This window comes from Faecalibacterium sp. Marseille-P9312 (assembly GCF_902497445.1).
In the GTDB taxonomy this organism is placed as follows: Bacteria; Bacillota; Clostridia; order Oscillospirales; family Ruminococcaceae; genus Faecalibacterium; species Faecalibacterium longum.
Genome location: NZ_CABVEW010000007.1, coordinates 123,633 through 149,138, shown reverse-complemented (window position 1 = coordinate 149,138; position 25,506 = coordinate 123,633). Strand labels below are relative to the sequence as shown.

The 25,506-nt window shown below is 61.9% G+C and carries 23 protein-coding genes; 12 read left to right on the top strand and 11 right to left on the bottom strand.

Annotation, left to right across the window (positions count from 1 at the left end; genetic code table 11):
- The first annotated feature begins 65 nt into the window (after positions 1-65).
- Entirely contained in the window at positions 66-1,085 is a 1,020-nt protein-coding gene (gene ilvC, locus F3G95_RS07455; RefSeq protein WP_149794455.1) for a ketol-acid reductoisomerase, read from the top strand.
- Between the two features lie 318 nt (positions 1,086-1,403).
- Entirely contained in the window at positions 1,404-3,062 is a 1,659-nt protein-coding gene (gene ilvD / locus F3G95_RS07450) for a dihydroxy-acid dehydratase (RefSeq protein ID WP_149794454.1), read from the top strand.
- 137 nt (positions 3,063-3,199) lie between these two features.
- Here the strand turns inward: ilvD and F3G95_RS07445 are convergent, their stop codons facing one another.
- From F3G95_RS07445 to F3G95_RS07435, 3 genes are all read right to left on the bottom strand, one after another.
- On the bottom strand, positions 3,200-3,721 hold the full coding sequence (locus F3G95_RS07445; protein WP_149794453.1) for a hypothetical protein: 522 nt from the start codon (positions 3,719-3,721) through the stop codon (positions 3,200-3,202).
- 316 nt (positions 3,722-4,037) lie between these two features.
- Positions 4,038-5,237, bottom strand: a complete 1,200-nt coding sequence (locus F3G95_RS07440) for a C45 family peptidase (RefSeq protein ID WP_149794452.1) — start codon at positions 5,235-5,237, stop codon at positions 4,038-4,040.
- Between the two features lie 142 nt (positions 5,238-5,379).
- A complete protein-coding gene (locus F3G95_RS07435) occupies positions 5,380-6,597 on the bottom strand; it encodes an FtsW/RodA/SpoVE family cell cycle protein (RefSeq protein ID WP_243130314.1) in 1,218 nt (405 codons plus the stop codon).
- A 277-nt stretch (positions 6,598-6,874) separates the two neighbouring features.
- Here F3G95_RS07435 and F3G95_RS07430 point away from each other — a divergent pair, with 277 nt between their 5' ends.
- The 5 genes from F3G95_RS07430 to upp all read left to right on the top strand — a co-directional run bounded on the left by F3G95_RS07430 (position 6,875) and on the right by upp (position 10,586).
- Positions 6,875-8,197 carry a C25 family cysteine peptidase gene (locus tag F3G95_RS07430; protein WP_149794451.1) on the top strand — a complete coding sequence of 441 codons (1,323 nt, stop codon included), beginning with the start codon at positions 6,875-6,877 and terminating at the stop codon, positions 8,195-8,197.
- 105 nt (positions 8,198-8,302) lie between these two features.
- Entirely contained in the window at positions 8,303-8,728 is a 426-nt protein-coding gene (tsaE, locus tag F3G95_RS07425; protein WP_149794450.1) for a tRNA (adenosine(37)-N6)-threonylcarbamoyltransferase complex ATPase subunit type 1 TsaE, read from the top strand.
- Entirely contained in the window at positions 8,725-9,471 is a 747-nt protein-coding gene (tsaB, locus tag F3G95_RS07420) for a tRNA (adenosine(37)-N6)-threonylcarbamoyltransferase complex dimerization subunit type 1 TsaB (protein WP_149794449.1), read from the top strand. The genes tsaE and tsaB overlap by 4 nt, the downstream gene beginning before the upstream one ends.
- The gene (gene rpiB / locus F3G95_RS07415; RefSeq protein ID WP_149794448.1) at positions 9,468-9,914 is read left to right on the top strand and encodes a ribose 5-phosphate isomerase B; all 447 of its coding nucleotides are present in this window, start codon (positions 9,468-9,470) and stop codon (positions 9,912-9,914) included. Before tsaB ends, rpiB begins: the two co-directional genes overlap by 4 nt.
- A gap of 45 nt (positions 9,915-9,959) precedes the next feature.
- Positions 9,960-10,586 carry a uracil phosphoribosyltransferase gene (gene upp, locus F3G95_RS07410; RefSeq protein WP_015565513.1) on the top strand — a complete coding sequence of 209 codons (627 nt, stop codon included), beginning with the start codon at positions 9,960-9,962 and terminating at the stop codon, positions 10,584-10,586.
- A gap of 418 nt (positions 10,587-11,004) precedes the next feature.
- Here upp and coaBC read toward each other — a convergent pair whose 3' ends face one another.
- On the bottom strand, positions 11,005-12,201 hold the full coding sequence (gene coaBC / locus F3G95_RS07405) for a bifunctional phosphopantothenoylcysteine decarboxylase/phosphopantothenate--cysteine ligase CoaBC (RefSeq protein WP_149794447.1): 1,197 nt from the start codon (positions 12,199-12,201) through the stop codon (positions 11,005-11,007).
- 381 nt (positions 12,202-12,582) lie between these two features.
- Here coaBC and F3G95_RS07400 point away from each other — a divergent pair, with 381 nt between their 5' ends.
- From F3G95_RS07400 to F3G95_RS07380, 5 genes are all read left to right on the top strand, one after another.
- The gene (locus F3G95_RS07400; protein WP_149794446.1) at positions 12,583-13,506 is read left to right on the top strand and encodes a type III pantothenate kinase; all 924 of its coding nucleotides are present in this window, start codon (positions 12,583-12,585) and stop codon (positions 13,504-13,506) included.
- A 20-nt stretch (positions 13,507-13,526) separates the two neighbouring features.
- Positions 13,527-14,513: a Gfo/Idh/MocA family oxidoreductase gene (locus F3G95_RS07395; RefSeq protein WP_227623725.1), complete on the top strand. Its 987-nt coding sequence runs from the start codon at positions 13,527-13,529 to the stop codon at positions 14,511-14,513.
- A 141-nt stretch (positions 14,514-14,654) separates the two neighbouring features.
- Positions 14,655-15,254, top strand: coding sequence for an ECF transporter S component (locus F3G95_RS07390; RefSeq protein ID WP_149794445.1), 600 nt, complete (start codon positions 14,655-14,657; stop codon positions 15,252-15,254).
- 150 nt (positions 15,255-15,404) lie between these two features.
- Complete coding sequence (locus tag F3G95_RS07385) at positions 15,405-16,094, top strand: vitamin B12-dependent methionine synthase (protein ID WP_015565520.1); 690 nt, start codon at positions 15,405-15,407, stop codon at positions 16,092-16,094.
- Positions 16,081-18,522, top strand: a complete 2,442-nt coding sequence (locus tag F3G95_RS07380; protein WP_279240232.1) for a homocysteine S-methyltransferase family protein — start codon at positions 16,081-16,083, stop codon at positions 18,520-18,522. The genes F3G95_RS07385 and F3G95_RS07380 overlap by 14 nt, the downstream gene beginning before the upstream one ends.
- 45 nt (positions 18,523-18,567) lie before the next feature.
- On the opposite strand, the gene F3G95_RS07375 is transcribed toward F3G95_RS07380, so the two are convergent.
- The 7 genes from F3G95_RS07375 to F3G95_RS07345 all read right to left on the bottom strand — a co-directional run bounded on the left by F3G95_RS07375 (position 18,568) and on the right by F3G95_RS07345 (position 25,495).
- Positions 18,568-19,623, bottom strand: a complete 1,056-nt coding sequence (locus F3G95_RS07375) for an ATP-binding cassette domain-containing protein (RefSeq protein WP_149794444.1) — start codon at positions 19,621-19,623, stop codon at positions 18,568-18,570.
- The gene (gene modB / locus F3G95_RS07370; protein WP_149794443.1) at positions 19,620-20,291 is read right to left on the bottom strand and encodes a molybdate ABC transporter permease subunit; all 672 of its coding nucleotides are present in this window, start codon (positions 20,289-20,291) and stop codon (positions 19,620-19,622) included. The genes F3G95_RS07375 and modB overlap by 4 nt, the downstream gene beginning before the upstream one ends.
- A gap of 239 nt (positions 20,292-20,530) precedes the next feature.
- Positions 20,531-21,421 carry a molybdate ABC transporter substrate-binding protein gene (gene modA, locus F3G95_RS07365; RefSeq protein WP_149794442.1) on the bottom strand — a complete coding sequence of 297 codons (891 nt, stop codon included), beginning with the start codon at positions 21,419-21,421 and terminating at the stop codon, positions 20,531-20,533.
- 205 nt (positions 21,422-21,626) lie between these two features.
- Positions 21,627-22,559, bottom strand: a complete 933-nt coding sequence (locus F3G95_RS07360) for an MOSC domain-containing protein (RefSeq protein ID WP_015565524.1) — start codon at positions 22,557-22,559, stop codon at positions 21,627-21,629.
- 6 nt (positions 22,560-22,565) lie between these two features.
- The gene (gene moaA, locus F3G95_RS07355; protein ID WP_149794441.1) at positions 22,566-23,543 is read right to left on the bottom strand and encodes a GTP 3',8-cyclase MoaA; all 978 of its coding nucleotides are present in this window, start codon (positions 23,541-23,543) and stop codon (positions 22,566-22,568) included.
- On the bottom strand, positions 23,536-24,033 hold the full coding sequence (gene moaC, locus F3G95_RS07350; protein WP_149794440.1) for a cyclic pyranopterin monophosphate synthase MoaC: 498 nt from the start codon (positions 24,031-24,033) through the stop codon (positions 23,536-23,538). Before moaC ends, moaA begins: the two co-directional genes overlap by 8 nt.
- Positions 24,034-24,475: 442 nt before the next feature.
- Positions 24,476-25,495: a molybdopterin-binding protein gene (locus tag F3G95_RS07345; protein ID WP_149794439.1), complete on the bottom strand. Its 1,020-nt coding sequence runs from the start codon at positions 25,493-25,495 to the stop codon at positions 24,476-24,478.
- Positions 25,496-25,506 lie beyond the last annotated feature (11 nt).

The window sequence follows — 25,506 nt, the reverse complement described above, 5'->3', positions numbered from 1 at the left end:
AATATACGATGCTTATCATTCATCTTATACTGAAATAAGTAAAAAACAAAAGGAGAACAACTACCATGGCGATCAAGAAATACTACGATTCCGACTGCAACCTCGGCGTGCTGGACGGCAAGACCGTCGCTGTCATCGGCTTCGGCAGCCAGGGCCACGCACATTCCGAGAACCTCGCTGAGAGCGGCGTCAATGTCGTCGTCGGCCTGCGCAAGGGTTCTGCTCACTGGGAAAAGGCTTCTGAGTTCGCTGCAACTCATCCCAACTTCAAGGTCATGGAGGTCGAGGAGGCTGCCAAGGCCGGCGACGTCGTCATGATGCTGGTCCCCGATGAGCTGTGCGCTGACATCTACAACAAGCAGGTCGCTCCCTACATGACCGAGGGCAAGGCTCTGGCTTTCGCACACGGCTTCAACATCCACTTCAAGACCATCACCGCCCCCAAGAATGTTGACGTTATCATGATCGCTCCCAAGGGTCCCGGCCACATCGTCCGCCGCCTGTACACCGAGGGCGAGGGCTGCCCCTCTCTGATCTGTGTCGAGCAGGACTTCACCGGCAAGGCGAAGGACATCGCTCTGGCATACGCTTCCGGCATCGGTGCCGGCCGTGCCGGCATCCTCGAGACCACCTTCAAGGAGGAGACCGAGACCGACCTGTTCGGCGAGCAGGCTGTTCTGTGCGGCGGCGTCTGCGAGCTCATCCACGCTGGTTTCGACACTCTGGTCGAGGCTGGCTACGAGCCCGAGATGGCCTACTTCGAGACCTGCCACGAGATGAAGCTCATCGTTGACCTCATCAACGAGGGCGGCTTCTCCAAGATGCGTTACTCCATCTCCAACACCGCTGAGTACGGCGACTACCGCACCGGCAAGCGCCTCATCACCGCTGAGACCCGCAAGGAGATGAAGAAGGTCCTGACCGAGATCCAGGACGGCACCTTCGCTTCCGAGTTCCTGACCGAGATGAGCCCCAACGGCGGCCGCAAGGTCCACTTCCTCGCTCAGCGCCGCATGGAGGCCGAGCACCCCATCGAAAAGGTGGGCGCAGAGCTGCGCAGCATGATGAGCTGGCTGAAGAAGTAAGAAAATCAGAAAAACCTCTCCGTCAGCGCTGACGCGCTGCCACCTCCCCTAACGAGGGGAGGCCTTGGCATATCGTAAAGCCTCGTCTCTTCGCCAGAGGCTCCCCTCGGTAGGGGCAACAATGGCGACCGCCGCCAGTGGCGGAAACAGGGAGCCATTGTTGGGGCCGCGGCCAGCAATACGCAAGCAAAGAGCTGCGGATGCTGGGTGCCGCAACCCGGCCTTGTCTGCGAAGCAGACTGAGAGGTTGAATACCAGAGCGTCGGTTTTAGCAGAAAAACTGCTGATTCCGGTGCTTTTTTGTATCAGGAGGATAAAATGAGAAGTGACAACGTGACCAAAGGCTCGGAGCGCGCGCCCAACCGAAGCCTGTTTTACGCCCTGGGCTACACCCCGGAAGAGCTGGACCGCCCCCTCATCGGTGTGGTGAGCGCCTACAGCGAGATCGTCCCCGGCCACATGAATCTGGATAAGATCGCCGACGCCGTCAAGGCAGGCGTCCAGATGGCAGGAGGCACCCCCATCCTCATCCCGGCCATCGGCGTCTGCGACGGCATCGCCATGGGCCATGTGGGCATGAAGTACAGCCTCGCCTCCCGCGAGCTGATCTGCGACAGCGTGGAGACCATGCTGATGGCTCATCAGCTGGACGGTCTGGTGCTGGTGCCGAACTGCGATAAGATCGTTCCCGGCATGGTCATGGCCGCTGTCCGCATGGATGTGCCTGCCGTGGTCTGCTCCGGCGGCCCCATGCTGGCCGGTACCTACGGCGGCGAGGAAGTCAGCCTTTCCAAGATGTTCGAGGCCGTGGGCGCCTATAAGGCCGGTATGATCACCGACGAGCAGCTGGAAGACTGCACCTGCAACTGCTGCCCCAGCTGCGGCAGCTGCTCCGGCATGTACACTGCCAACAGCATGAACTGCCTGTGCGAGGCCATCGGCATCGCGCTGCCCGGCAACGGCACCATCCCCGCCGTCTACTCCAAGCGGCTGCAGCTGGCAAAACACGCCGGTATGGCCGTCATGGATATGGTGAAGAAGGGCATCACCGCCCGCCAGATCATCAACGAGCGCTCCATCCGCAACGCTCTGACCTGCGATATGGCACTGGGCTGCTCCACCAATACCGTTCTGCACCTGCTGGCCATCGCCTACGAGGCCGGTGTGCCCATCGACCTGAAGCTCTTCAATGAGATAAGCGCCAAGACCCCGAACCTCTGCCATCTGGCCCCCGCAGGCCCCACCCATATGCCCGACCTCTACGCCGCCGGCGGCATCCCTGCCGTGCAGGCAGAGCTGGCCAAGAAGGGCCTGCTGGACCTGGATGTCCCCACCGTCACCGGCAAGACCCTCGGCGAGAACATCAAGGGCGCTCACATCCTGAACGACAAGGCCATCCGTCCTATCGATGATCCCTATTCTCAGACCGGCGGCCTGCAGATCTTGTGGGGCAACATCGCCCCCGATGGCTGCGTCGTCAAGCGCAGCGCCGTGGCCCCCGAGATGCAGGAGCACTCCGGCCCGGCCCGCGTCTTCAACAGCGAGGAAACGGCCATCGCCGCCATCTATGCGGGCAAGATCGTCCCGGGCGACGTGGTGGTCATCCGCTACGAAGGCCCCAAAGGCGGCCCCGGTATGCGTGAGATGCTCAACCCCACCTCCGCTCTGGCCGGCATGAAGCTGGACAAGACCGTGGCCCTCATCACCGATGGCCGCTTCTCCGGCGCTTCCCGCGGCGCTGCCATTGGCCACGTCAGCCCGGAGGCCGCTTCCGGCGGCCCCATTGGCCTTGTTGAGGAAGGCGATACCATCCACATCGACATCCCCAACGCCAGCATCACGCTGGAAGTGCCCGATGAGGTGCTGGCCCGGCGCAAGGCAAAGTATGTCGCTCCCGAGCCCAACATCAAGACCGGCTGGCTGAGCCGCTACGCCCGCATGGTCACCAGCGCAAACCTCGGCGCAGTGCTGAAGTAAGGCGCATTTTCTGCAACACCAAAGCATCCCCTGCAGGGCCCGGCCGGGCAATGGCCGGAAAGGCTGCAGGGGATGCTTTTTTGTTCGCTCCGGGGCGCAAAAAAGCCCCGGGCCGCAGGGCTCCGGGGCAGGGGGGATCAAGCCTCAAAAATAACCACAGTGAGGGCGTAGGTGCGGCCATTGACGGTTTTGTGAGTGACTGCGATTTTCATGCTGGTGATGGAGGCGGCGTCAAAAGGGGGATTACTGGCGACGAACCCTATCGTCGAGTCGATCAAATTTACGCCTTCCATGAACGGGGTTTTGACATCCGTGACATCCGCCGCATGGAAGGCGACGTAGGAATCGGACATGTAGGGGCTCAGGATGCCCTTCAGGGTCTCTTTGGCGGCTTCGGTAAGGACATCATCACCACTGTTATCTTTGGTGATCCAGGTTTCATCAAACAGGGGGGCGATATCACGGCGGAGCTCGGGAACCTGGTAGCTGACGGAGATATTATTTTTATTTCCCACTTGAACGCATGACGACTTGAAGTAATCTGCTATACCTTCAGCCATAGTACGGTTCAGAGATGTTGACTTGCCGCATCCGGTGAGCAGGGCCAGAGCCATGACGCCTGCAAGGATGAGCGCAAGGATCTTTTTGACGGGTTTCATATAGAAGTCCTCCTTATCCAGTGTTGAACAAAATGTTCCGCCGCCCGCAGGCAGAGGTTTGAAATATTATACCCCCCCCCCCTACTATTATTTCAAGGGCTTTTTACAAAATCATCGTTTTGCCTAAGATAATTGGATAAAACCGGGGAATTTGACGGGGTTATACGCCGGAAGTCGGGAAAAGCACACCAAAAATCCCCCTCCCGGAGAACACCGGGAGGGGGATTTTTGGTGAGTCCAAATGGAATCTTTGCATTTCCGCTTTCAGTATATGCGAAATTCAAAAAAGTCAAGCTTACCGCAGGAAAATTACATTTTACGCCCCAAGCTGAAACTCAAATGTATACCCATCCTCGCCGTAGTGCTCATTGCCGACCCAGAGAACAGACCGATCGGTCAAATCGTAGACCACGCTGTGGATGGTGTTGGTGTTGGAGTCGTCGTTGTTCCAGGTGCGGCGGCCCACCGAGGCCAGCAGGTCCATGGCAGCGTTCTTGTCAGCCACGACGCCGTTGGTCTGGCGCAGGGCAGCCGCAAGGTGCTCGTAGCGGTCGAGGCCCTTCATCTCGACGGCAGTGCCGTCGTAGTAGCCGGGGGCCTTGATAAAGTTGGTCACCACCTGCCAGTCGGAGGAATCGGAGAGGGCGTCGGTGTCGTTCCAGAGGACCTTCAGCTGACGCTGAGAGCCGTCGGCGTCGTGGTCGGCATCAGCACCCACCCACTCGAGGATGGCGCTGCGGCCGGTGGAGTCGGCCACCATGTAGTGGAAGCAGCTGCTTGCCGAGTCGTGAAGGTCGTACTGCTCAGCCAGCGCCACAGCGTCCTCCACCGAGTCGGCGTAGTCGAGGATGAGCCGGAGCAGGGTGGTGGAGGTGAGGTCGGGTTTGTCGGTCTGGGTGTCGGTGGGGGTGCCTTTGCCCTCGCCCTGATAGGACATGAAGATGCCGCAGGCCACACCGGCGTCGTTGACGCCGTCCAGCGGCACATAGGGGGCCGCGAGGGTCAGGATCTTCTGGCCGAGGCTCTCTACGTCCTTGTCTTTGTCGAGGCCGAGGAAGCTCAGGTCGATGGTGGAGTAGGAGGCGTGACGACCCTTACCGGGGTTCGTGTAGACGATGGCGGTGTTGGTGGCCGAGAAGTCGTAGTTGCGGCCAAAGACCCGGTCGCCGCTCTGGGTGTCTGCGGTAAAGGCCGAGCAGGCGATGGTGCTGGTCTTGATGTTCATGGGGATGATGCCCTTGGTGATGCTCTGGGTGATGAAGGAGATGAGCTCAGAGTCAGTGGATGCGCCGCCCTGAGCCAGGAAATCGTCGAAGTAGTAGCCGCCCGAGACGTTGAGCTGGTAAACTGCACCGTCGCGGTGGGCTTCGTCGCGGTCGGAGAGCTTTTTGAGGGACGAGAGGGTGGCCAGCTCATTGTGCCAGAGGGCGAACACGGCGACAGCCAGTGCGATGACCAGCGCCGCCAGCACGCAGGCGAGGCGCTTGAGGACTTTGGAGAGAGAATGATGCTTCATGGGACCTCCTGAAAAAGTCAAAATAATATAGATAAAATACTTGAATATTCTATCACGACTTCTGTCGTGTTACAAGACTTTTGGAGATTTGGCCGGAAAATAAAAACAGGCGCTGAACGACAGCGCCTGTTCTGAGAAAGACTTAACCAAACAGTTTTTTCGTATTGTGCATATACACCGACAGCACCAGCCCCACGCAGATATACAGCATGAGCACCGAGCTGCCGCCTGCCGAGTAGAAGGGCAGGGTGACGCCGATGACCGGCAGGAGGCGAAGGTTCATGCCGACGTTGACGAATATCTGGGCCATGAACGCGCCGCCGATGCCTGCGCAGATGAAGGAGCCCAGCATATCCTCACTGCACGCTCCGGTGGCGAAGGTCTTGATGATGATGGCCAGCAGCACGCCCAGCACCACGCAGCAGCCCACGAAGCCTGCCGCGTTGCCGATCCAGCTGAAGATGAAGTCATTGTGGGCGTTGGGGACGCTGTAGTAGCGGCCGCCGAAGAAGCCGTTGCCGAAGATGCCGCCCGAGCCGATGGCGATCTCGCCCCGCTGCTGCTGGTAGACAATGTTCTTCCAGATCGTCTCGCTGGGCGCCCAGCCCGTCTCGTTGTTGGGGTCGATGACCGCAAGGATGCGGTACCACTGGTAGCCCTTGCCGATCTTGTCGCTGAAGAAGGCAAAGGCCACTGCTGCCGCCGCTGCGAGGGCAGAGAAGGCCCCGATGATATACTTCCAGCTCAGCCCGGCGGCAAAGAGCATACAGCAGCCGATGATGCCGTAGATGATGGCCGTACCGTCGTCACCCTGGATGTGGATGATGCCGATCGGCACGAAGAGATGGAGCAGCAGCTTGCCCAGCTCTTTCGGCTCGTTGAGGCGGCTGCGGACATTGTTCAGATGCATGGCGAAGGTGAGGATGAAGCTTATCTTTGCCAGCTCGGTAGGCTGGAAGGTGAAGCCGCCCAGCTTGTACCAGGAATAGTTGTCGGTGTCGCCCGCGTTGTAGCCGATGGTCAGCGGGCCGAGGGTCACGTTGCGGATGACCAGCGTGGGCAGCACGAGGCCCCATGTGAGCACCACATGGACGGGCCAGACATTGACGAGGCTGCGGTAGTCGATGTTGGACAGAAGGATGGCCACCAGGATGCCGATGGCCGCTGCGCCCGCCTGCACCACGGCCCGGCGGTAGTCGCCGATGCCGGTGAGCTGGCCGGTGAGCTCATCCACGGCAAAGCCGCTTCCCTGCTTCGCCGCCCACGACGACAGCGCCAGCACCGCCATCGCGCTGCTGAACAGGCAGAGCAGCAGGTACATCTTGTCTGTCCGTTTCCAATATCGCTGAATGCTTTCCAAAAAAGCACCACCTTTCTGTATCCTTGAAAAGCCGTTTTCTGAGCATTGCACTCCGCTTACGAAAACAGCTTCCTCGAAACCCCGCCTCACAGCCGGGCATGATCCCTCAATATACCTTATTATACAGCAGGGGAGAGAGGCGCGCAAGATGGTCGGTTGTGACAGCTTTGCAAAATCGGCGCAGAACGCTTGACAAAGGCCGATATGCCCTCTAAAATGAAACGTACCGGGGCGGTAAATGGCCGGTCCCCGGCGTTCTTGGAGGAACAGTTTTTACATGAAGGAACAACGCCATCGAATTTTGTGCGCGGTCTGCGCACTGGCACTGGTGCTGACGGCTGTGCTGGCTCCCGCCGCATGGGCGGCAGACGGAGCGGGCGTGGTGCAGGATACGGCAAAGCCCACCCTCACCACGGGCGATGCCGCCGAGATGCAGCAGGCAGACGCCGCTGTGACGGCCCTGACCGGCAGCGACGAATACGAGCAGATGTCCCGGGAAGAACGGCTCACCGCGGCCCTTGCGGAGCTGGATGAGCTGACCCGGAAGGGGCTGGTGCGCCGGGACTCCATCCGCACCGACGAGGAGAACGGGATGGTCAGCTTTACCTACCGCTGCGGCGTGCTGGGCGGCATCCTGCTCACTCTGCCCGACGAGCTGGACGAGATGACCTTTGACGCCGGAGACAACGGCCTGCGCGCCCCGAGGGACATTGCTCAACGCACTCCCCGCACCGAGATGCCCCTGACCGACGATGTCCGGCAGGCCGCGGAGGCCCGGCAGTACCGGGAGAACGCTCTGCCTGAGACGATCGGCCGTGCCGCTATTTATTATGCCTTCGATAATACGGTGAACAGCTCCCGCTTTCCGTATTATTCCTATATGCAGGGCTTCTGGGAAGGCATGGGCCTGCGCACGACGATGAACACCCGGGTGACCCTGTCGGACCTGCGCCGGATGAACAAATACGATCTGTGCATCCTGAGCGCCCACGGTGCCTACTATACTTACAGCTACGGTACGTTCTGGAAGCACACCCGGACCGAGCCCATCATCCTGCTGACAGAAGCGTCCACGCTGTATAAAGACATCATCTACGGCTTTGACCTGCTGGCTCACCGCATCATCAAGCTCAACGGCCTTTACTGTGTCACAGCGGATTTCTTCCGCAATGCGTACCGCTCGGGCCAGCTCAGCAATACCATCATCTACTCCGAGACCTGTGAGTTCCTGGGCGTCACGAACAGCGTGGATGAGTCGATGGCCGAAGCGCTGCTGGCGGGCGGCGCACGGACTGTGCTGGGCTATGTGAACAACGTCTACACGGTCTACTCCCGCAGTATGCTTTGGGATACCGTCAACCATCTTGCGATGGGACAGACCATCGGCAGGGCGCTGGCCCATGCGAAGGACACCTACGGCGAGAACGACATCATCTGGTATACGGAGCAGGGCGGACGCCGCCCCCACGCCGCAGCAGCGTATCTGGTGCTCTACGGAGACGAGAACGCCCGGCTGAATGTGCCGGAAAACTTCTCGCTCGAGGAACGCGCGGAGGCTGCGGAAGATATGCTGGCCGATGTGCTCGAAAGCGCGGCCTGAGCGTTGCACTTTTGACAGAAATAGTTTATACTAAGGGACGGCAGAACAGGACGGCAGGACTCTGCCGTCCCTTTTTTATAGAAACGCATATGAGGTAGGATACCCATGTCTGAATTTATCACCCACTCCCGCGAGGAGACGGTGGCACTGGGGACGCAGGTGGCGCAGCATCTTGCGCCCGGGGCGCTCATCGCCTTTACCGGCGGGCTTGGCGCGGGCAAGACGGCCTTCTGCGAGGGCATTGCCAGAGGTCTCGGCTGCACCGACCCGGTCAGCAGCCCGACCTTCGCCATCGTGAACTATTACCGCGGGCCGCGGCCCTTCGCGCACTTTGATTTGTACCGCATCTCCACGGAGAACGATTTGTGCGCGGCAGGGTTCTACGACTATCTGGATGAGGGCGCTGTGGTGGCGGCAGAGTGGAGCGAGAACTTCGCCGACCTGCTGGCGCTGGAAGACCCCATCCACATCAACATCGAGCGGGTGGACGACACCACCCGCCGCATCACCATCGAGGGGGTGGAAGTATGAACATCTTAGCCGTGGATACGGCGGGCAAGACCGTGGGCGTGGCCCTGCTGCAGGACGACCGCCTGCTCTACGAGTGCTATCTCGATGCGGGCATGACCCACAGCGAGACCCTGATGCCCCTCATCGACAACTGTCTCAAGTTCTGCGGCATGGGCTGCAAGGACATCAATCTATACGGCGTCAATGCCGGCCCCGGCAGCTTTACCGGCCTGCGCATCGGGCTGGCGGCGGTGAAGGGTCTGGCCTTCCCCCGGGAGACGCTCTGCGCCCCGGTGTCCACACTGGAAGCGCTGGCGGCGGCCCACACCGGCTGCGGCACCGTGCTCTGTGCGCTGGATGCCCGCCGTGCGCAGGTGTACAGCGCGGCTTTCGACCTTGAGACCCACGAGCGTCTGATGGACGACGATGCCCGTGCCGTGGCCGACCTGGCCGAGTTTGTAGAAAATTGCAAAAAGCCTCTGTTTTTTGTTGGTGATGGCGCAGCTCTGTGCTATAATAAATATGGCAATGTCCCGGGCGTGCTCTGTGTACCGCCGGCTCTCCGCAATGGCCGTGCCGCTGCGGTGGCCTATGTCGCAGAGCAGATGGCCCAGCGGGGCGAAGCCGTCCTGCCCGAGGCTCTGCTGCCGGATTATCACCGGCTGAGCCAGGCCGAGCGGGAGCGGGCCGAGCGTCTGGCCGCAGAAGCTGCCCGTACCGAAATACCGGAAGATACTGCAAAGGGAAAGGATCAACACCAATGACGAAACCCATCGCACTTGCCGCCGACCACGGCGGATTTGAACTGAAAGAGGCCGTCAAGGCCCATCTGGACGAGCTGGGGTTGGAGTACATCGACTTCGGCACCCACAGCACCGCCAGCGTGGACTACCCTGACATGGCTCTGCCTGCCTGCGACGCCGTGGTGAGCGGCCAGTGCAGCAAGGCGCTGCTGTTCTGCGGCACCGGTGTGGGCATCAGCATGGCCGCAAACAAGGTCAAGGGCATCCGTGCCTGCTGCTGCTCTGACAGCTTCAGCTGCGAGTATACCCGCCGCCACAACGACGCCAACGCCCTGTGCATGGGCGGCCGCGTCGTCGGCCCCGGCCTCGCCTGCCAGCTGGTGGACATCTTCCTCAACACCGAGTTCGAGGGCGGCCGCCACGAGAAGCGCATCGCAAAGCTGATGGCGATCGAGAATCGGTAAACCTTAGTATTCCAATATCTATTCACAATATAAGGAGAGTGTATTATGACCCCTATGATCGTTGAGCATCCGCTGCTGCAGCACAAACTGAGCATTCTGCGCAACAAGCAGACCGGCACCAAGGAGTTCCGTGACCTCGTGGGCGAGATCGCCACTCTGCTGTGCTATGAGGCGACCCGTGACCTGCCTCTGGAAGAGGTGGAGATCGAGACTCCCATCACCATGGCAAAGACCAAGGTGCTGGCAGGCCGCAAGCTGGCTCTGGTGCCGATCCTCCGCGCCGGCATGGGTATGCTGGATGGTATGCTGACCCTGCTGCCCGCCGCTAAGGTCGGCTTCATCGGCCTGTACCGCGACGAGACCACCCTGCAGCCCGTGGAGTACTTCTGCAAGCTGCCGCAGGACATCGCCGAGCGCGACGTTCTGGTGCTTGACCCGATGCTGGCTACCGGCGGCAGCGCCATCGACGCCATCACCCAGATCAAGAAGCACGGCGCAAAGCGCATCAAGTTCATCGGCCTCATCGCTGCTCCGGAAGGCATCAAGGCCCTGCACGAGGCACATCCCGATGTGGACATCTACCTCGGCGCACAGGACGACCACCTGAACGAGAACGGCTACATCGTCCCCGGTCTGGGTGACGCCGGCGACCGTATCTACGGCACCAAGTAAATCTCTGTATAACGGAAAAGTGCTCTGCCGGCCGGCAGAGCACTTTTTGCGTGGTACAGTAATATTTACAGCATTGTAAATTTTCTGCGAGGCGCTTGACTTTTTTAGAAAACTGCGTATACTTACAGATGAGAAAACCAAATGCTGTTCATCTGGAATCACAAATAATAAGACCCCTTCCCGGAGCTTGCTCCTCCGAGAAGGGGTCTTATTATTTAGTGCTTACAGTCCTTGTTGAACCATCTGCCAAGCCACTTGTAGATGTAGTTTGCAACCACACCTGCTGCGACAGACAGCATAAATGAGAAAACGCCATTCATCCGGAATCACCTCCCTTCCAAACGGAATGGAGTGGTAAGGACGGCGATTCGATTATATCATAGTTTTCGACAGAAGAACAGAACTTCTTTCAGCACGATCACTTACTCTTTCGTGCTAAAATCTCATCCAGAATGGCGTCCGCCACATCATCCTTGCTCATCAGGGGCAGCTCGCGGGCGCCGTCCGGCGTGATGAAGGTGACAACATTGGTATCCACGCCAAACCCGGCACCGGCGACCTTCAGATTGTTGGCCACCACCATGTCGAGGTTCTTTTTCTCGAGCTTGGCCGAGGAGTTGGCCAGCATGTCCCGCGTCTCCATCGAGAAGCCGCAGAGGAACTGGCCCTTCTTTTTGGGGCCGATGGTGCCGAGGATGTCGGGCGTCCGCTCCACGGCGATGGAGAGGTCGCCGTCCTTCTTCTTGATCTTGTCGTCGGCCACGGCGGCGGGGCGGTAATCGGCCACGGCAGCGGCCATGACCAGAACGTCCATCTCGTCGAAGCGGCTGGTCACGGCCTCGTACATCTGCTGGGCTGTCGTGATGGGGACATCCTCGGTGAACCGCACCGGCTGCAGGGCCGTCGGGCCGTGGATGAGGGTGACTTCGGCACCCCGCATCGCGGCGGCACGGGCCACGGCATAGCCCATCTTGCCGGTGGAGTGGTTGGTCAGGTAGCGCACAGGGTCCAGCGGCTCCTGAGTGGGGCCGGCCGTGACGGCAATGCGCAGACCGGCGAGGTCCTTCGGCTTTGCGATGGCGCGGAAGATGTAGTCCAGCAGGACATCCTCTTTCGGCAGGCGTCCGCTGCCCACGTCCTTGCAGGCCAGTACGCCGCTCTCGGAGGGGATGACCGTGAAGCCGTACTTTTCCAGTGTGGCGATGTTGTCCTGGGTGATGGGGTTCTCCAGCATCCCGGTGTTCATGGCAGGGGAGACGAGCTTGGGACACTTGGCTGCGAGAACGACGGTGGTAAGCATATCGTCGGCGATGCCGTGGGCCATCTTGGCGATGACATTGGCGGTGGCCGGGGCCACGAGGATGACGTCGGCCTTCTTTGCCAGCGAGATATGGGTGACTTCGAACTTGAAATCCCGGTCGAAGGTGTCCACCATGCACTTGTGGCCCGTCAGGGTCTCGAACGTGATAGGGGTGATGAACTGGGTGGCGTTTTTGGTCATGATGACCTCCACGTCGGCCCCCAGCTTGCGCAGTGCGCTGGCCACGTTGGCCATTTTATAGGCGGCAATGCCGCCGCTGACGCCCAGAAGGACGCATTTTCCCTTCAGATCCATCCAAAATACCTCCTATAAATAGGGATAATATAACTACAGTATAATGCAAAACGGCCCAGAGCACAACAAAATCTTTGATGGGGGTTGTATCTTGGCCCAAAATGCGGTAAAATACAGCTTGACTTATACAAAAAAGCTCTCCGTCAGCGCTGACGCACACAAGCCTCTCTCTTTGGGAGAGGTGTCACCGAAGGTGACGGAGAGGGCAAGGACGCTGACAGGAAACCGCAGACACGGCGACAGCATCGCTCTGACAAAAAGTCTGCTTATCGCTGTGTATGAGTTCTGTCGTACTGGCCTTGCCCTCTCAGGCGCTTTGCGCCAGCTCCCCCAGAGGGGGAGCCTTTTGCGGAGAGGTTCGACCCTGCGAGGAACTGAATTATGATTTTAGCCATTGACATAGGCAACACCACCGTCGCCCTCGGGGGCATCCGGGACGGACGTGTATGCTTTGTGGCCCACATGGACACGGTGCGCACCCGCACAGCGGCGGAGTACCGTGCCGAGATGGAAAAGGTGTTCTCTCATCGGAGACACCCGGAAAAGCCCATCCGCTTCGAGGGCGCTGTCCTCACCAGCGTCGTCCCCCAGATCACGGGGGCGCTGGCCGAGTGCGCCCGCCACTACACCGGCAAAAAGCCGGTCATCGTCTCGCCCGACATCCGCACCGGCCTCACGATGGGGGTGCCTGACCCTCACGCTGTCGGCAAAGACCGCCTTGTGGATGCGGCCTACGCGGCGGCGAACTTCCCCCTGCCGGTGGTCACGGTAGACCTCGGCACCGCCACCACGTTCAACGTGATAGATGAGAATAAGGTCTTCCGGGGCGGCGTCATCTGCCCCGGACTTTCCACCGGTCTGCGGGCGCTGGGGGAGCGGTGCGCCCAGCTGCCGCAGGTACATCTTTCTTCGCCCAAAAGCGCGATTGGCGTCGATACCGAGAAGTGTATGCTCTCCGGCTCTGTGCTGGGGACGGCTGTCCTGCTGGACGGCATCACGCAGCGCATCGAGGAAGAACTGGGCCGTCCGGCCACGCTGGTGGTCACGGGCGGTCTGGCAAAGTATGTCATCCCGCTCTGCCGTCACCCGCTCACCTATGACCCCGAGCTGCTGCTGAAGGGGCTGGCTCTCCTTTACCAGCTCAATGCGCCGCAGCATGAGCGTCACCACGAGCCGCGCAGCGACGGTGAGCGCCGCCGTCCCCGCCCGGCAGGCAGACGCCCTTACAACAACGGCAGCAGCCCCCGCCGCCGCAGCCACAATAACCGCCGTCCCCGCCGGGACGATGAGGCCAAAGCGGGCTGAGCCCTGAAAGGAGAGACCTTATGATGAAATTAGGCATTCTCGGCGCAGGCATGATCGTCCGGGAGTTCCTGCCCTGGCTCACCGGGCCGGAAAGCCCCTTCAAGGTCGAGGCTCTTTGCAGCACGGAGCGGAGCGCCGGTGCAGCACAGGCCCTCTGCGACCAGTATGGTGTGCCGCGCCACACCACCAGCTACGACGAACTGCTGAGCTGGGTGGACGTTGTGTATATCGCCGTACCGAATATCCTGCACGTAAAATATACCCGTGCCGCTCTGGAAGCGGGCCGCCACGTCATCGTCGAAAAGCCGATGGCCCCCACGGCGGCGCTGGCCGAAGAGCTGGCCGAGCTGGCCCGGAGCAAAAAGCTCTTTCTCTTTGAGGCTGTCACCACGCAGTATCAGGACAACTACGCCAAGATCCGTGAGGTGCTGCCCAAGGTAGGCGCCGTCACGATGGTGCAGTGTAATTTCAGCCAGTATTCCAGCCGGTATCATGATTTCTGCGCCGGCAAGGTCTGGCCGTCCTTTGACCCGGCCTGCGCCGGCGGCGCGCTGATGGACCTGGGCGTCTACAATGTCAGCTATGTGGTGGGCCTCTTCGGCTCGCCCAACAAGGTCCACTATGCGGCCAACATCACCCGGGGCATCGACACCAGCGGCGTGCTGACGATGGAGTATCGCAGCTTCAAGGCCGTGAGCATCAATGCCAAGGACAGCAGTTCCCCGGCCCGGTACATCATTCAGGGTACCAAGGGGTATCTGCTCCAGAAATCCACCGCCAACTTCTGCGGCGGCGTCACCTTCCACCCCTATAAGGGCAAGGAAGAGCACTTCAACCTCAGCGCAGGCCGTCCCCGGCAGGCGGCAGAGTTCCACGCCTTTGCCCGCGCCATCGAGAGCGAGGATATGGAGCTTTGCAGCCGGATGCTGGACACCTCGGTGGCCGTCAGCCGTGTGCTGGAAACGGCCCGCCGCGATGCGGGCATCCGCTTCACTACGGATCTATAATGCTATCCCCGGGAGTTCCCTGACAAAACATCCCGTATATTTCAGACCGTATTCTACAAAAGACCCCGTGTATTTCACGGGCAGGTTTGCGCCGTATCCGACGATTCAGGGCGGAACGGCAGCAAGGAGGAAAACTGAATTATGAAAAAGAATGACATTCGCACCCTCACCCGGCTGGCACTGCTGGTCGCCATTGAGCTGGTCATGAAGGCCGTCGGCCTGGGCAGTGTCCCTGTAGGCCCGCTTTACATGAGCTTTTTGACCCTGCCGATCGCCGTGGGTGCCATTACCATGGGTCCCGCTGCAGGCGCTATCCTCGGCGGCGTGTTCGGCGCCGTGAGCTTCTATGACGCCGTCACCGGCGCTTCCGCCATGACCGGTGCGCTGTTCCAGGTCAGCCCCGTCAACACCTTCATCCTCTGTGTGGGTATGCGTGTGCTGATGGGCGTGTGCGTCGGCCTTATCTTCAACGCTGTCAAGAATTTCGATAAGCCCGGTACCTGGAGCTACCTTGTCAGCGCCATGTGCGCCCCGGCCCTCAACACCCTGTTCTTCATGGGCTACATCGTGCTGGCCTTCTACGGCTGCGATTACGTCCAGAACCTCGTGTCCGTCAAGGGCGCAGCCAACCCCCTGATGTTCGTCGTCCTGCTGGTCGGCGTGCAGGGCGTGGCCGAGTTCCTTGTCTCCGGCATCCTGGGCGGCATCGTCGCCCGCGCTGTCCACAAGTTTTTGAAGTAACAGGCGGTGTCGGTCAGGGACATCCGCTGATATAAAGTTTACAAGCCCCTCCCACGGCAAAAATGCTGAGGGAGGGGCTTTTGTGTTGATTTTAGCCTACCGGTGCGGTATACTTATCATACTTTATTCAAAAGAAGGAGGCGGCAGAAAATGCCCATCGGCCCCAGCAGACCCCTGAATTTAGCAAAGCCGGAGTCCATCGACATCCGGCAGGCCGCGCGGTATTTCGGTGCGCGGGGAGAGGCTGACAGCGCTACCCTCACCCTTCTGGAAAAGTGCGCTGCGCCCCTTCTCGCCGCCGCCACGCCCCGGGCTGTCTGGCTCGAGGCCGACGTGGAGAGCCTCACGCAGGCCGGTATTTTGAAGGGGGAGGACATCTTCCGGCATCTGGAAGGGTGCAGCGAGGCCCTGCTTCTGGCTGTGACGGTCGGCCCCGGCGTGGACGGACAGATACGCCGGGCCGGTGTGGGCGACATCGCCGCCGGTGTGGCGTCGGACGCCATCGGCTCTGTGCTGGCCGAACAGGCCGCGGACGCCGCCGAGGCCGAGCTGCGGCAGTGGGCCGCAGAGCAGGACAAGTACCTCACAGGCCGTTTCTCGCCGGGCTACGGCGACTGGCCCATCGGGGTGCAGCCGCTGGTGGCGGCGGCACTGGACACCGCCCGCCGGGCCGGGCTCTGCGTGACCGAAAATGACCTGATGACGCCCCGCAAGAGCGTGACCGCTCTGCTGGGCCTGAGCGACCACCCGGTGAAAGGACGCCTTGCCGGGTGCGGACACTGCGTGCTGAACACGCGGTGCGAATATAGAAAGAGGGGCAAGACCTGTGCAAGCGAATGAACTGTTTACCCAGCCGAATACCATCCTTCTCGACGGCGGCATGGGTACCATGCTGCAGGCGGCGGGCCTGAAGCTCGGCGCACGGCCTGAGGAACTGAACATCACCGACCCGCAGCTCATCGAGAGCATCCACAGCCGGTACGCCGCCGCAGGCAGCCGCATCATCAATGCCAACACCTTCGGCGCGTCGGCACATAAGCTGGCGGGCAGCGAATACACGCTGGAAGAGATCATTGCGGCGGGCATCGCCAACTGCAAGCGGGCCTGCGCCCCCTACGGCGCACTGGCCGCGCTGGACGTCGGCCCGCTGGGCGAACTGCTGGAGCCCAACGGCACGCTGGCCTTTGAAGACGCCGTGGCCGAGTATGGCCGCATCGTCCGGGCGGGTGTCGCCGCCGGGGCCGATCTCGTCTTCTTTGAGACTTTCACCGACCTGTACGAGCTGAAAGCTGCCCTGCTGGCCGCGAAAGAGAACTGTGATCTGCCCATCCTCGCCAGCATGAGCTTTGAGGCAGGCGGGCGCACCTTCACCGGCTGCACCGTCGAGAGCTTCGCCGTCACGGCCCGGGGCCTCGGGGCCAACGCCGTGGGCATCAACTGCTCCCTCGGCCCGAAAGAAATTTTCCCCATGGCGAAGCGGCTGGCCAAGGCTCTGCCCGGCGATTTCCCGGTCTTTGTCAAGCCGAATGCGGGCCTGCCCCGCGCCGACGGCAGCGGCTACGACATCACGCCCCAGCTCTTTGCCATGGAGATGAAGCCCTACCGCGATTTGAAGCTCTTTGCGGCGGGCGGCTGCTGCGGCACCACCCCCGATTTCATCAAGCTGCTGAACGGCGTCTTCGCCGACTGCAAGCCGGGCCGCCCCGCCCACGCCATGCCATCGGTGCTCTGCTCGCCGATGGACTTCGTCACCGTGGACGGCATCACCGTGGTGGGCGAGCGCATCAACCCCACCGGCAAAAAGCGGTTCCAGCAGGCCCTGCGCGAGGGCGACATGAACTACATCCTCGAGCAGGCCGTCAGCCAGTCCGAGGCTGGAGCGCAGGTGCTGGACGTCAATGTGGGCGCGCCCGGCGTGGACGAGCCCGCCGTCATGGAGCAGGTGGTGAAGGCTTTACAAAGCGTCGTCAGCCTGCCCTTGCAGCTGGATTCCTCCCACGCAGACGCCCTCGAGCGGGGCCTGCGGGTCTACAACGGCAAGCCCATCGTCAACTCGGTGAACGGCGAGACCGAAGTGCTGGAGCGCATCCTGCCCCTCTGCAAAAAGTACGGCGCGGCCGTCGTCGGCCTTGCCATCGACGAGCGGGGCATCCAGCCCAGCGCCGACGCCAGGTTTGAGATCGCAAAGCGGGTGGTGGACGCGGCGCTGGCCCACGGCATCCCCCGGGAAGATATTTATATCGACTGCCTGACCCTCACCGCCAGCGCCCAGCAGCAGGACGTTCTGGCCACCGTGGAGGCGCTGGCCCGCTGCAAGAGGGAGCTGGGCGTCCGCACCATCCTCGGCGTGTCCAACATCAGCTTCGGCCTGCCCTGCCGCCCCTACCTGAACACTACCTTCCTCACCATGGCCATGTACGCGGGCCTCGACCTCGCCATCATGAATCCTTCCAGCGAAGAGATGATGGCGGCGGTCTACTCTTACAACGTCCTCACCAACCGTGATAAGCAGAGCATGGCCTACATCGCCCGCTATGCCGATAAAGTCCCTGCCAGCGCCGCGTTGAAGCAGGCCCGGACGGCCCAGGCGTCTCAGACGTCAAACACCCCGGCGGAGGCGGATGCAGCTCACAGCGGCCCTTTTGCCGCGCTGATGCAGGCGGTGGAAAAGGGCCTCAAGGGTGAAGCTGCCGCCCGCACCCACACCCTGCTGGACGAAAACGAGCCCCTGACGCTGGTGGACGAGGCCCTCATCCCGGCGCTGGACGTCGTGGGTGAAAAGTACGAGAAGGGCAAGCTCTTCCTGCCCCAGCTGTTACAGGCCGCCAGCGCCGCACAGGCCGCCTTTGAAGAGATCAAGACCGCCATCGCCAAGCGGGGCGGGGCCGGGGCCAGCAAGGGCCGCATCGTCCTCGCCACCGTCAAGGGCGATGTCCACGACATCGGCAAGAACATCGTCCGCGTCATCCTCGAGAACTACGGCTTCGAGGTCATCGACCTTGGCCGCGATGTGCCGGTGGAGACGGTGGTGGACACTGTCCGGGAGAAGGATGTCCACCTCGTGGGGCTCTCGGCCCTGATGACCACCACCCTCAAGAGCATGGAGGAGACCATTGCGGCCCTCCATGCGGCAAAGCTCGACTGCAAGGTGATGGTGGGAGGCGCTGTCCTGACGCCCGAGTACGCCGAGAAGATCGGCGCGGACTGGTACGCCAAGGACGCCAAGCAGAGCGCCGATATTGCCAAGAAATTCTTCGGTGAGTCATAAAAACAGAGCAAGAGCCGGTGCAGGATGCACCGGCTCTTTTGGCGTTTACTTATGATCCGCCAGCGCCATGATGCGCTCCGGCGGGGCGGAGAGGCAGGCCGGGGCGTCGGGTTCGGCCACGGAGAGGGTCGTCTTGCTCACCTTCCACCACAGACGAGTGGTGCCGTCCGGCAGCTGGAAGATGAGGTTCCAGTCGAAGGGGTTCTCGCTGGCCGAGAGCAGCTCCACCGGCAGGGCATTCTCTGCGCCCGGGGCGGAGGGGGCGAAGTCGTGGGCGCGGATGCCCACGGCGGTGCAGCCCTCCGGCACCTCAGCGGCGAGGTGCAGCAGACTCTCACAGCCTGCGAGGCGGACGCTGTGGGCGTCCACCCGGGTGCAGGGCAGGATGTTCTTGCAGCCGGTCAGCCGGGCCGCAGCGGTGCTGCCCGGGTCGGCAAAGACCTCTTTCGTGGTGCCGGTGCGGAGCACCTGCCCGCCGTCCATGACGATCATCTCCCGGCACAGGCGGTAAGCCTCGTCCCGGTTGTGGGTGACGAGGAGAGCCGTGCCGTCAAAACCGGCCAGCAGGCTGCCTACTTCGCCCTCCACCTCCTCGCGGAGGTAGCTGTCCAGTGCGCTGAACGGCTCGTCCAGCATCAAGATCTTCGGCCTGCCCACCAGAATACGGGCCAGCGCGGTGCGCTGCTGCTGTCCGCCGGAAAGCTCTGCCGGGCGGCGGCTGGCCAGTTCTTCCAGTCGCAAGGCCCGCAGCATCCCGGCGCAGCGGGCCTTGCGGGCGGCTTTGTCCCTTTCGGCTTTCAGGCCGCAGAGGATGTTCTGCTCCACGGTCATATTCGGGAAGAGGGCGTAGTTCTGGAAGAGCAGGCCCACGCCCCGCTGCTGGGGCGGCAGGTCGATGTGCTGCCCGCTGTCGAACAGCACCCGCCCGTCCAGCACGATGCGGCCCTTGTCGGGCTTCACGATGCCCGCGATGCAGCGCAGTGTCATGCTTTTGCCGCAGCCCGACGCGCCCAGAATGGCCGTGGCAGTGTTCCCGGCGGTGAAGTCGGAGCGGAGGGTGAAGCCGTTCAGCTTTTTCTCGATATGTACTTCCAGGCTCATGCGCGGCCACCTGCTTTCTGCTTTTTCTCCAAGAGGTTCACAGCCAGCAGCACCACGGCAGAGATGACGATGTCCACCAGCACCCACCGCATGGCACCGGCCTCGTCGTTGGTGCGCCAGAGCTGGTAGACGGTGGTGGCGATGGTGGCCGTCCTGCCCGGGGTGTAGCCCGCGATCATGCTGGTAGCACCGTACTCGCCCAAGGCCCGGGCAAAGGCCAGCACCGTACCGGCCAGAATGCCCTGTCGGCAGCAGGGCATCCGCACCCGCCAGAATATCCATGCGTTGGACTGTCCCAGCGTCTGGGCCGACCAGGCCAGCGTCTCGTCAAAGCTCTCGAAGGCGCCCCGGGCGGTGCGGTACATCAGCGGGAAGGCCACTACGATGGACGCAAAGATGGCGCTGTACCAGTTCATGACCAGCTTGACGCCGAAATGCTCCATGAAGAAGATGCCCAGCGGCCGCTTTGCGCCGAAGAGCAGCAGCAGAAAATAGCCCACCACCGTGGGCGGCAGCACCATGGGCAGGGTGAGCACCACGTCCAGCACGCCCTTGACGGTGCGGGGCAGCTTTGCGATATAATAAGCGGCAAAAATGCCGAGGAAGAACACCGCTGTGCAGCTGATGAGCGCGATGCGCAGGCTGTTCCATAAGGGATACCAATCCATAAATGATACCTCGAATGTTGGGGGCCTTAAGGCTCTCCCTTTGGGAGAGCTGGCGAGCGAAGCGAGACTGAGAGGGCAAGCCCGTTGAGACAGTTCCGGTGCACAGCGATAGGTAGACTCTTTATCAGAGCGATACTATCGCCGTGCCTGAGCTTCTCCGTCAGCGTCCTTGCCCTCTCCGTCACCTGCGGTGACACCTCTCCCAAAGGGAGAGGCTTTTGCTCACGGTCAGGCTGACCTTACATTGCCGTGAAGCCCACGCCCTCGAACACGGTGGCGGCACGGTCAGTCTGCAGATAGGCCAGGAACTCCCTGGCGGCCTCGGCGTTGGGAGCGGCCTTCAGCACAGCGGCGGGGTAGATGACCTGACCGCACATCTCGGCGGTGGCCTCGTCCACGGGGGTCAGACCGGCGCTGTAAGCGTCGGTGCAGTAGACGACACCGGCGTCCACACTGCCCTCGCTGATCTGGGTGGTGACTTCTTTGACGTTGGAGCCGTAGGTGATGACACCGGCAGCGGCCAGAGCCTCTTCGTCGAGGTCATAGTAGGCGAGGATCTTCTGGGTGTACTGGCCCACAGGCACATCGCTGTTGCCCATGCAGAACAGGATGTCCTGAGCCTTCAGGTGCTCGGCCAGAGCATCAAAGCTGTCGATGCCCTTGTCGCTGCCCTCGGGCACACAGAGGACGACCTTGTTTTCCAGCAGGTCCACACGGGTGGAGGGGTCCACGAAGTCCAGACCGTCGGTGTTTACGTCGGCAGAAGCGGTGATGTCCAGCTGGTTCATCTGCTTCTGACCGGCAGAGAGGAAGAGGTCGCAGTCAGCGCCCTCCTGGATCTGGGTCTTCAGGGTGCCGGAGGAATCAAAGTTGAAGCGGAAGGTGACGCCCGGGTTCTCGGCAGAGTAGTCTTGGGCGATGGCGTTCAGGGTCTCGGTCAGGGAGGCAGCGGCGAAGACGATGAGCTCGACGCTCTCGCCGGCAGCCTCAGAAGAAGCGGCCTCAGAGGAAGCAGCTGCGGAAGAGGCAGTGCTGGAAACCGCGCCGCCGCAGGCGGTCAGGGCAGCGGCAATACCGGCGGCACCGGCCGCAGCCAGAAAGTTACGGCGGGAAATGAGATCGGGTTTCATGAATTTTCTCCTTCTATCATTGGTTTATACTTTCGTCCCACAGCAGGGCGCTGCTGTTTCCGAAACATCGTGCTTTTCTTGTCCAGCGTAGGCTTTGCCGACACGCCAGAGCCTCTCCCTTTGGGAGAGGTGGCTGCGAAGCAGACGGAGAGGGCTTAACGGGCCGCCGCTCTACAGGAGGGATGCTGCGGAGCGGGACAGCAATTTACCTGCGGGCGCACTCGCCGTCCAGACCGGCGGCGATGCGGACACCGTGCCCGAGGCTGGGCAGGATGTACTCGAGGTTTTCCTTCACGGCTTTCGGACTGCCCGGCAGGTTGACGATGAGCGTCTTGCCGCGCAATACACTGGCGGCGCGGCTCAGCATCCCGCGGGGGGTGATGGAAAGGCTGTGGTACCGCATGGCCTCGGCGATGCCGGGGGCGTTGCGGTCGGCTACGGCATAGGTGGCCTCGGGGGTAATATCCCGGGGCGAGAAGCCGGTGCCGCCGGTGGTCAGGATAAGGTTCACCTGACGGCCATCGGCCAGACGGATGAGCTGTGCTTTCAGCGCCTTGGCCTCGTCGGGCAGGAGCATCGTCTCTTCCACCACATAGCCTGCGGCGGTGAGCATCTCCACGATGAGGGGGCCGCTCTTGTCCTCCCGCTCGCCCCGGCTGCCCTTGTCGGACAGGGTGATGACCGCAGCGCGCAGCGGCGGATCTTCCGGCGGGGGCAGAAGGGTCACTTCGTCGCCGACATGAATCTCGCCGCCCTTCAGCACCCGGGCAAATACGCCCTCCCGGGGCATGATGCACTCGCCGGTCTGCTGCTTGATGACGCAGTCGTTGTGGCACTCCTTGCCGATCTGGGTCATCTCCAGCACCACGTCGCCGATGGCGAAGCGGCTGGTGACGGGCAGGCTGCGGAAGTCGAAGCCCTCGATGACGAGGTTTTCGCCAAAGGCACCATAGTCCACCCAGATCTTCTTGCGGAACGCCTCGATTTTTTCGGCGCTGAGCAGGCTCACCTGCCGGTGCCAGTTTCCGCCGTGGGCGTCGCTCACGATGCCCCATTCCGGGGTCAGGACAGCACTTGGTACCTCGGTCTTGACGGTGCCGCGCTTGGGGCTGGTGCAAATCGCCAGAATTTTTCCCATAGTAATTTATCCTCCGATACGGTACATCCCGCGGGTGGCGGGCATGGAATTGTCTCCGAAATGATGTTCCCGGGGTTTCGACCAGATGGTCTCCCGGATGGCCTGTAAAAGCTCCTCGTCGGCTGCGCCGCCGCGCAGCAGGGTGCGCAGGTCGCAGCCCGTCTCGCTGGCAAGGCAGGGGCGCAGAAAGCCCTGACTGGTCAGCCGCACCCGGTTGCAGGAAGCACAGAACTTGCCGTGGACCGCCGCGATGAAGCCCACGTCGCCTTTCCAGCCCGGGACGGTGTAGTAGACGGCAGGTCCGTCGCCGAACCCGGCGCTCTGGGCGGCGGGCAGGGGCGAAAACTCCGGCCAGCGGCGGGCAAACCGCTCCCGCAGCTCCGGCCCCGAGATGCAGGGCATGGCCGCGCCGTAGCCGATGGGCATCATCTCGATGAACCGCACCTGTAACGGGCGGCTCTCGGCGAGGGCGGCCAGGTCTTCCAATTCACCCTCGTTCACGCCCACCTGCGGCACACAGTTCAGTTTGACAGGGATGCCGCTGTCGAGGGCGGCGCGGATGCCCTCCATGACGTGCTCGAACTCGTCCCGGGCCGTGATGCTTTGGAACACCTCGGGGCGCAGAGTGTCGAGGCTGATGTTCACGCTGTCAAGACCGGCGTCCAGCAGGGCGGGCAGCTGCTGCGCCAGCAGGATGCCGTTTGTGGTCATGGTGACTTTGCGGATGCCGGGGATGGCTTTCAGCCCCGCCACCAGCTGGTCTACGCCCTTGCGCACCAGCGGCTCTCCGCCGGTGACGCGGACGGTATCGACGCCGCACCGGGCGAACAGGGCCGCCAGACGCAGGAACTCTTCGTAGGTGAGCACGGCTTCCCGCTCCAGCTTTTCCACGCCGTCGGGCATACAGTAGCGGCAGCGCAGGTTGCACAGATCGGTGACGGACAGGCGCAGATAGTGGATATTGCGCTGGGCAGAATCAAACATAGCCGCCCTCCGCCCGGATGTAGTGGCCGCTCTTGCCGCCGGTCTTCTCGACGAGATGGATCTCGCCCAGCTCCATGCCCTTATCGACGGCCTTACACATATCGTAGATGGTGAGCAGGGCGGTGGAAACGCCCGTCAGGGCCTCCATCTCCACGCCGGTGACGCCCGCCGTCTTGACGGTGCAGAGCGCCTCCACAGCCTGCCGCTCGGGCAGAAGCCTGAAGTCCACGCTCACTTTCGTCAGGGGCAGCGGATGGCAGAGCGGGATGAGCTCGCTGGTGCGCTTGGTGGCCATGATGCCGGCAATGCGGGCCACGCCCAGCACATCGCCTTTCTTCACGGTGCCGCTCTCCACGGCGGCGAATGCCTCGGCGTTCATGGTGATGATGCCGTGGGCGGTGGCCTCCCGGAAGGTGACGGCCTTCTCGCTCACATCCACCATCACCGCGTTGCCGGAGGCATCAAAGTGGGTCAGATTAGTTTCAGTCATGATCGTATCTTTCTGCTTAACAAAAATAAATCGTATGGGGAGCCGGGCTTGCCCTCTCAGTCTCGCTTCGCTCGCCAGCTCCCCCAAAGGGGGAGCCGTTGGCAGGCCGGGCAGCTCTGAGCGGGACGCCTGAGGCCCGATATAGCGCAAAAGGGCGGGCCTTGCTACAGAGGCCGGCAGCTTCTGGACAAGCGTTCCTTGTCAAGCTGCTGTAAATCTCTGTCGCAGGGCACTATCGTTCCCGACAGGAAGAGCTTTTCTCGCCCAGCGCGGGCCTTACCGACACGCCAGTGGCTCTCCCTTTGGGAGCAACGGCGACGACCGCCGCCAGCGGCGGAAACAGGGAGGAGCTGTTGGGACAGCGGCCAGCAGGATGCAAGCGGCAGCGAAGCAGACGCTGGGTGCCGCAACCCGGCCTTGGCGCGAAGCGCCTGAGAGGGCATCAGCAATGCCCAAATCCGCAGTTGGGCCAGTGGCACTCGGCGCAGCCAAGGCAGAGACCGCCCTCGCCCAGACGGGCAATATCCTCGGCGGTGATGGCATCGTCGGCCAGCAGACGGGGCAGCAGCAGGTCAAAGATGGTGCGCTTGGCGTACATGACGCAGCCGGGCAGACCGCAGACCGGCACACCGTCCAGATAGCTCACGAGGAACATGGCACCCGGCAGCACCGGTGCGCCGTAGGTGACGATGTCCGCGCCGGTATTTCGGATGGCCAGCGGGGTGCGGTCGTCGGGGTCCACGCTCATGCCGCCGGTGGTGAAGATGAGCTCACAGCCCACCTCTTTCGCTTCCAGAATGGCGGCGGTGATGCCCGCCGGGTCGTCGTCGCAGACCTTGTGGAAGGTCATCTCACAGCCGTATTCGGCCAGCTTGCCCACGAGGATGGGGGTGAACTTATCCTCGATGCGGCCCTTGAACACCTCGCTGCCGGTGGTGATGACGGCAAACTTCTTGGCCTGCATGGGCAGCACGTTCAGGATAGGCTCACTGCCTGCGGCAGCCTGCATGGCGTCCATCTTCTCCTGTTCGATGACCAGCGGGATGATGCGGGTGCCGGCCAGTTTCTGGCCCTTTTTCACGGGCAGGTCGCCGTGGATGGTGGCGATCATCATCTGGGGCGTGCGGTTCACGGCCAGCAGGGCTTCGCGGTTGATCTTCAGCAGGCCGTCGCAGTCGGCGATGAGCTCGATTTTTCCCTCCTTCGGCTCGGTGCCGTGGATGTTCCTGCCCGCAGCGGCCTTGTACAGCAGCGCGGCGGCTTCGTCCTCGTGGAGGATGCCGGGCTTCTTCTCCCAGACGTAGAGGTTTTCTTTGCCGATGGAGAGCAGCACGGGGATGTCCTCGGGCTGGATGATATGGCCCTTGCGGAAACGTGCGCCCTTGAACTCGCCGGGAATGATTTGGGTAATGTCGTGGCAGAGCACCTGGCCTGCCGCGTCTTCGGTACGAATCAGTTTCATATCTGTCTTCT

Coding starts and splice junctions, on each gene's coding strand:
- ilvC (WP_149794455.1), top strand. CDS start 66: ATGGCGATCAAGAAATACTACGATTCCGACTGCAACCTCGGCGTGCTG.
- ilvD (WP_149794454.1), top strand. CDS start 1,404: ATGAGAAGTGACAACGTGACCAAAGGCTCGGAGCGCGCGCCCAACCGA.
- F3G95_RS07445 (WP_149794453.1), bottom strand. CDS start 3,721: ATGAAACCCGTCAAAAAGATCCTTGCGCTCATCCTTGCAGGCGTCATG.
- F3G95_RS07440 (WP_149794452.1), bottom strand. CDS start 5,237: ATGAAGCATCATTCTCTCTCCAAAGTCCTCAAGCGCCTCGCCTGCGTG.
- F3G95_RS07430 (WP_149794451.1), top strand. CDS start 6,875: ATGAAGGAACAACGCCATCGAATTTTGTGCGCGGTCTGCGCACTGGCA.
- tsaE (WP_149794450.1), top strand. CDS start 8,303: ATGTCTGAATTTATCACCCACTCCCGCGAGGAGACGGTGGCACTGGGG.
- tsaB (WP_149794449.1), top strand. CDS start 8,725: ATGAACATCTTAGCCGTGGATACGGCGGGCAAGACCGTGGGCGTGGCC.
- rpiB (WP_149794448.1), top strand. CDS start 9,468: ATGACGAAACCCATCGCACTTGCCGCCGACCACGGCGGATTTGAACTG.
- upp (WP_015565513.1), top strand. CDS start 9,960: ATGACCCCTATGATCGTTGAGCATCCGCTGCTGCAGCACAAACTGAGC.
- coaBC (WP_149794447.1), bottom strand. CDS start 12,201: ATGGATCTGAAGGGAAAATGCGTCCTTCTGGGCGTCAGCGGCGGCATT.
- F3G95_RS07400 (WP_149794446.1), top strand. CDS start 12,583: ATGATTTTAGCCATTGACATAGGCAACACCACCGTCGCCCTCGGGGGC.
- F3G95_RS07395 (WP_227623725.1), top strand. CDS start 13,527: ATGATGAAATTAGGCATTCTCGGCGCAGGCATGATCGTCCGGGAGTTC.
- F3G95_RS07390 (WP_149794445.1), top strand. CDS start 14,655: ATGAAAAAGAATGACATTCGCACCCTCACCCGGCTGGCACTGCTGGTC.
- F3G95_RS07385 (WP_015565520.1), top strand. CDS start 15,405: ATGCCCATCGGCCCCAGCAGACCCCTGAATTTAGCAAAGCCGGAGTCC.
- F3G95_RS07375 (WP_149794444.1), bottom strand. CDS start 19,623: ATGAGCCTGGAAGTACATATCGAGAAAAAGCTGAACGGCTTCACCCTC.
- modB (WP_149794443.1), bottom strand. CDS start 20,291: ATGGATTGGTATCCCTTATGGAACAGCCTGCGCATCGCGCTCATCAGC.
- modA (WP_149794442.1), bottom strand. CDS start 21,421: ATGAAACCCGATCTCATTTCCCGCCGTAACTTTCTGGCTGCGGCCGGT.
- F3G95_RS07360 (WP_015565524.1), bottom strand. CDS start 22,559: ATGGGAAAAATTCTGGCGATTTGCACCAGCCCCAAGCGCGGCACCGTC.
- moaA (WP_149794441.1), bottom strand. CDS start 23,543: ATGTTTGATTCTGCCCAGCGCAATATCCACTATCTGCGCCTGTCCGTC.
- moaC (WP_149794440.1), bottom strand. CDS start 24,033: ATGACTGAAACTAATCTGACCCACTTTGATGCCTCCGGCAACGCGGTG.
- F3G95_RS07345 (WP_149794439.1), bottom strand. CDS start 25,495: ATGAAACTGATTCGTACCGAAGACGCGGCAGGCCAGGTGCTCTGCCAC.